The sequence below is a fragment of the Halorubrum sp. SD612 genome (assembly GCF_002135005.1).
In genome coordinates this window covers 1-4,188 of the sequence record NZ_NEWI01000191.1, presented here as the reverse complement: position 1 = coordinate 4,188, position 4,188 = coordinate 1, and the positions used below count along the sequence as shown (strand labels likewise).

Annotated in this window: 3 protein-coding genes and 1 pseudogene; 3 read left to right on the top strand and 1 reads right to left on the bottom strand. The window is 70.8% G+C overall.

Translation table 11 applies throughout. The features are described from left to right. A partial coding sequence (locus B9G38_RS14755; protein WP_086220880.1) for a histidine kinase dimerization/phospho-acceptor domain-containing protein occupies positions 1-1,157 on the bottom strand: 1,157 nt, incomplete at its 3' end. Between the two features lie 142 nt (positions 1,158-1,299). Here B9G38_RS14755 and B9G38_RS14750 point away from each other — a divergent pair. The 3 genes and pseudogenes from B9G38_RS14750 to B9G38_RS14740 all read left to right on the top strand — a co-directional run. After that, entirely contained in the window at positions 1,300-2,466 is a 1,167-nt protein-coding gene (locus B9G38_RS14750) for an alanine--glyoxylate aminotransferase family protein (RefSeq protein WP_198945709.1), read from the top strand. A 78-nt stretch (positions 2,467-2,544) separates the two neighbouring features. Next, complete coding sequence (locus B9G38_RS14745) at positions 2,545-3,654, top strand: guanosine monophosphate reductase (protein WP_086220878.1); 1,110 nt, start codon at positions 2,545-2,547, stop codon at positions 3,652-3,654. A gap of 175 nt (positions 3,655-3,829) precedes the next feature. After that, positions 3,830-4,188 (top strand): annotated as a pseudogene (locus B9G38_RS14740) (class I SAM-dependent methyltransferase); the annotation flags it as partial.

Below are 4,188 nucleotides of genomic sequence, written 5' to 3'. Positions count from 1 at the left end.
GTGTTAGCCGTCTCCCAGGCCTCCTCGGCGATCGCGGCGAGGTCCACGCGGGTGGTCTCGTCGACGCCGCCGCCCTCACGCGACAGGGTGAGGATGTTCTCGATCAGCGTGTCCATCCGTGAGAGGGCACGCCGGACCGGCTCGACGTGTTCGCTGTCGCACTCGTCGGCGAGGAGGTCCATCCGCCCGCGGGCGGTCGTGAGCGGGTTCCGCAGGTCGTGGCTCACGACGCTCGCGAACTCGTCGAGGCTGTCGCGCTCCCGTTCGAGCCGATCGGCCGCGCGCCGTCGCTCCAGCTCGTAGCTCACCCACCGCGTCAACAGCTCGACGAACGTCCGCTGCGTGTCGGTGAACGGCTCCTCGCGGGCGCTCGTGTCGGCGAAACAGAGCGTGCCGAACCGCTCGCCCTCGACCTCGACTCGACCACCGACGTACGCCTTCAGCCCGAACGTCTCGTGCGCCGGGTCGCCGGCCCACCCCTCCGCGGACGCGTCGACGATCGTCAGGAGCTGATCGCGCTCGAACGTCCGCTTACAGTACGCCTCTTCGAGCGGACACGTTTCACCGGGCTGTAACAGCGGGTGCGTGGCGTGGGACACCTCGACGTGTTGGGTCTCGTCCTCGATCCGCGTGAGGAAGCCGTTGGGAACGTCGAGATACTTACAGCCGATCGACAGCATCTCGTTGATCTTCGCTTCAAACGACCGGTCGTCGTCGGACGAGACCGCGTACAGCCGCTGAACGGCACGGAGGCTCTCTTCCTGACGGCGTTCCAACTCGCGGCGTTCGGTGACGTCGAGGAGGTAGACGGAGAGCCCCTCCTCGGACGGGAACGCACGGGCCTCGAACCAGGTGTCCAGCGGCTCGTAGTAGGAGTCGAACGAGACCGGCTCCTGCGTCTCCATGGCGCGGTGGTACTCGTCGTAGAACACCGTCTCGGTGGCCTCGGGGATCGACTCCCAGAGGTTCGCGCCCTCGACCGACCCGTCGCGGCCGACAGCGTCGTCGTTCATCGCGGACCGGAGGATCTCCCCGCCCCGGTCGTTCGCGAACGCGATCCGCCAGTCGCCGTCGAGGGTGAAAAATCCGTCAGACATCCGGTCGAGCACCGTCCGGAGGTCCCTGTTCGACGCCGACTCGCCCGCGCCGTCGCTCATGTGCGCACGCACGCGTCGCGGACGGTTAAGTTGGGGTGGACTGCGGACGCGGTCGGACCGGCGGTCGCGGCCGCGGCGGAGCCGCGGCGTCCCCGTCGCGTCTTCCGTCGGGTTTTTGTCGTCGCTCGCTGGACTCCGACGTATGTCAGAGCGATACGCCGAACGCGGCGTCGACGACCGAGCGCCCGACGTGGGGGAGCTGACGCCGCCGGACCGGACGCTGATGGGCCCCGGTCCGAGCGACGTCCACCCGCGCGTGCTCAGGGCGATGAGCACGCCGCTGGTCGGGCACTTGGACCCCTCGTTCGTCGAGATCATGGACGAGGTTCAGGAACTGTTGCGGTACACCTTCCGGACGGACAACAAGTGGACGATCCCCGTCTCCGGCACCGGGTCGGCGTCGATGGAGGCCGCGATCGGCAACCTCGTCGAGCCGGGCGACACGATGTTGGTGCCGACGAACGGCTACTTCGGCGGGCGGATGAAGTCGATGGCCGAGCGCGCCGGCGGCGAGGTCGTCGAGGTGTCGGCCCCGTGGGGAGAGCCGCTCGACCCCGTCGACGTCGAGCGCGCGTTCGACGAGCACCAGCCCGACGTGTTCGGCTTCGTCCACGCGGAGACCTCGACGGGCGTCCGCCAGCCGGACGTCCCCGAGCTGACCGAGATCGCGCACGCTCACGACGCCCTCGCGATCGCCGACTGCGTCACCTCGCTGGGCGGCGTGGAGATGCGCGTCGACGAGTGGGGCGTCGACGTCGCCTACTCCGGCCCGCAGAAGTGCCTCTCGTGCCCCCCCGGCGCGAGCCCGCTCACGCTCAACGACCGCGCGATGGACAAGGTGCTCGACCGCGACGAGCGCTCCCGCTCGTGGTACCTCGACCTCTCCCTCTTAGAGGGGTACTGGGGCGACGACCGCTCGTACCACCACACCGCGCCGATCACGAACGTGTACGCGCTCCGCGAGGCGCTGCGCCTCGTCGCCGAGGAGGGGATCGAGGAGCGGTGGGACCGCCACCGCGAGGTCGCCGGCGAGCTGAAGTCGGGGCTTCGGGACCTCGGACTGGAGATGAACGCGCCGGACGAGTACTGGCTCCCGAGCCTGAACGCGGTGCGCGTGCCCGACGGCGTCGACGACGGCGCCGTCATCGACCGCCTCCTGACGGAGTACGACCTGGAGATCGCCTCCGGGCTCGGCGACCTCGAAGGCGACATCTGGCGGATCGGCTGTATGGGCTACTCCGCCCGCCTCAAGAACGTCGAGTACGTCCTCTCGGCGCTGGAGGACGCGCTCGCGGCGCAGGGCTTCTGACCGGTCGCCGCGACGCGTCTGCGGGGGTCCCGACCATCGAGACGTTTTTGGGTGTCCGTCTCTCCCCTCGGTAAGGGTATGAACGATCTACGAACCGGTCTGAGCTACGGGGACGTGCTGCTCGTCCCGCAGCGGTCGCCCGTCGACAGCCGGAGCGACGTTGACCTCTCGACGCGGCTCACGCCGAACGTCGAACTGGAGACGCCGCTCGTCTCGGCGGCGATGGACACCGTCACCGAGGCCGAACTGGCGATCGAGCTCTCTCGGGCCGGCGGGATCGGCGTCCTCCACCGCTTCCTCACCGTCGACGAGCAGGCGGGAGAGGTCGAGCGGGTGACCGCGGCCGGCGAGCGGGTCGCCGCCGCGGTCGGAATCAACGAGGACTACCTCGCTCGGAGCGCCGCGCTGGTCGAGGCCGGCGTGGACGCCGTCGTCGTCGACGTCGCGCACGGCCACCTCGACCGAACGGTGGCGGCCGTCGAGGAGATCGCCGAGGCGGTTCCGGAGACGGACCTCGTCGCCGGCAACGTCGCCACGCCCGCGGGCGTCGAGGACCTCGCGGCCGCCGGCGCCGACTGCGTGAAGGTGGGGATCGGGCCGGGGTCGCACTGTACCACGCGGAAGGTCGCCGGTGCCGGCGTTCCGCAGTTGACCGCGGTCGACGACTGCGCGGCCGCGGCCGAGGACCTGGACGTGACGATCTGCGCCGACGGGGGGATCCGCACCTCCGGCGACGCGGTGAAGGCGCTGATCGCGGGCGCCGACACGGTGATGCTCGGCAGCCTCTTCGCCGGGACTGAGGAGGCGCCGGGCGCCGTCGTCGAGGTCGACGGGACGCGATACAAGCGGTCGCGCGGGATGGCGACGACCGCCGCCGCCGAGGCCCGCGACGACAAGGGCGCGGACGTGGGCGCTGACGAGGGCGTCGAGGCGCTGACGCCTTACAAGGGGCCGGTCGCGACCGTCGCCGAGGAGTTCTGTCAGGGGATCCGCTCCGGGCTCTCCTACTGTGGCGGGCACACGATCGAGGAGGCCCGCGAGAAGGCGGAGTTCATCCGCGTCGCGCCCGGCGCGAAAGAGCGCGAGGGGTTCCACACCGACGACGACTGGGAGGGGATCAGCGTGGACAGCGAGACGAAGCGCGTCGCCGACTCGGCGGCCGGGTCGGCGGCAGAGAGCGACGGCTGAACGCCCATCGCTGCGACGACCCGACGACTCCGGCCGACCCGGCGACGACCAGTCGGTCCATGTAACGGCGAACCCGACGACGCCCGACCGAATCGGGTACGGCCATCGGTCCCGGCGTGTCACTGCGAGACGATCTCACGGACCGCTTTTGACGCGCGACGGACAGGTCCGACGCATGGCCGACGCCTTCGGACGCGCGATCCGCGACCACCGCCGCGGCGAGCGGGCCGGCCCCCTCCTCCAGGGGGACGGGGAGGAAACCCGAGAACACCCGATCGAGGAGTTCTATTTCGACGCGTTCGACCCCGAGAGCGACGCGGGCGCGTGGCTCGCGTCGCGGCTGGACGGGCCGCTCGTCGACCTCGGCGCCGGGGCGGGTCGCCACGCGCTGCGATTTCAGGAGCGGTTCGAGACGGTCGCCGTCGAGCGCGGTCCGGCGCTCGTCGAGGCGATGCGCGAGCGCGGCGTCGCGGACGCCCGCGAGGGGGACATGTTCGCGCTCCGCGAGTCGTTCGGGCGCGACCGGTTCGCGTC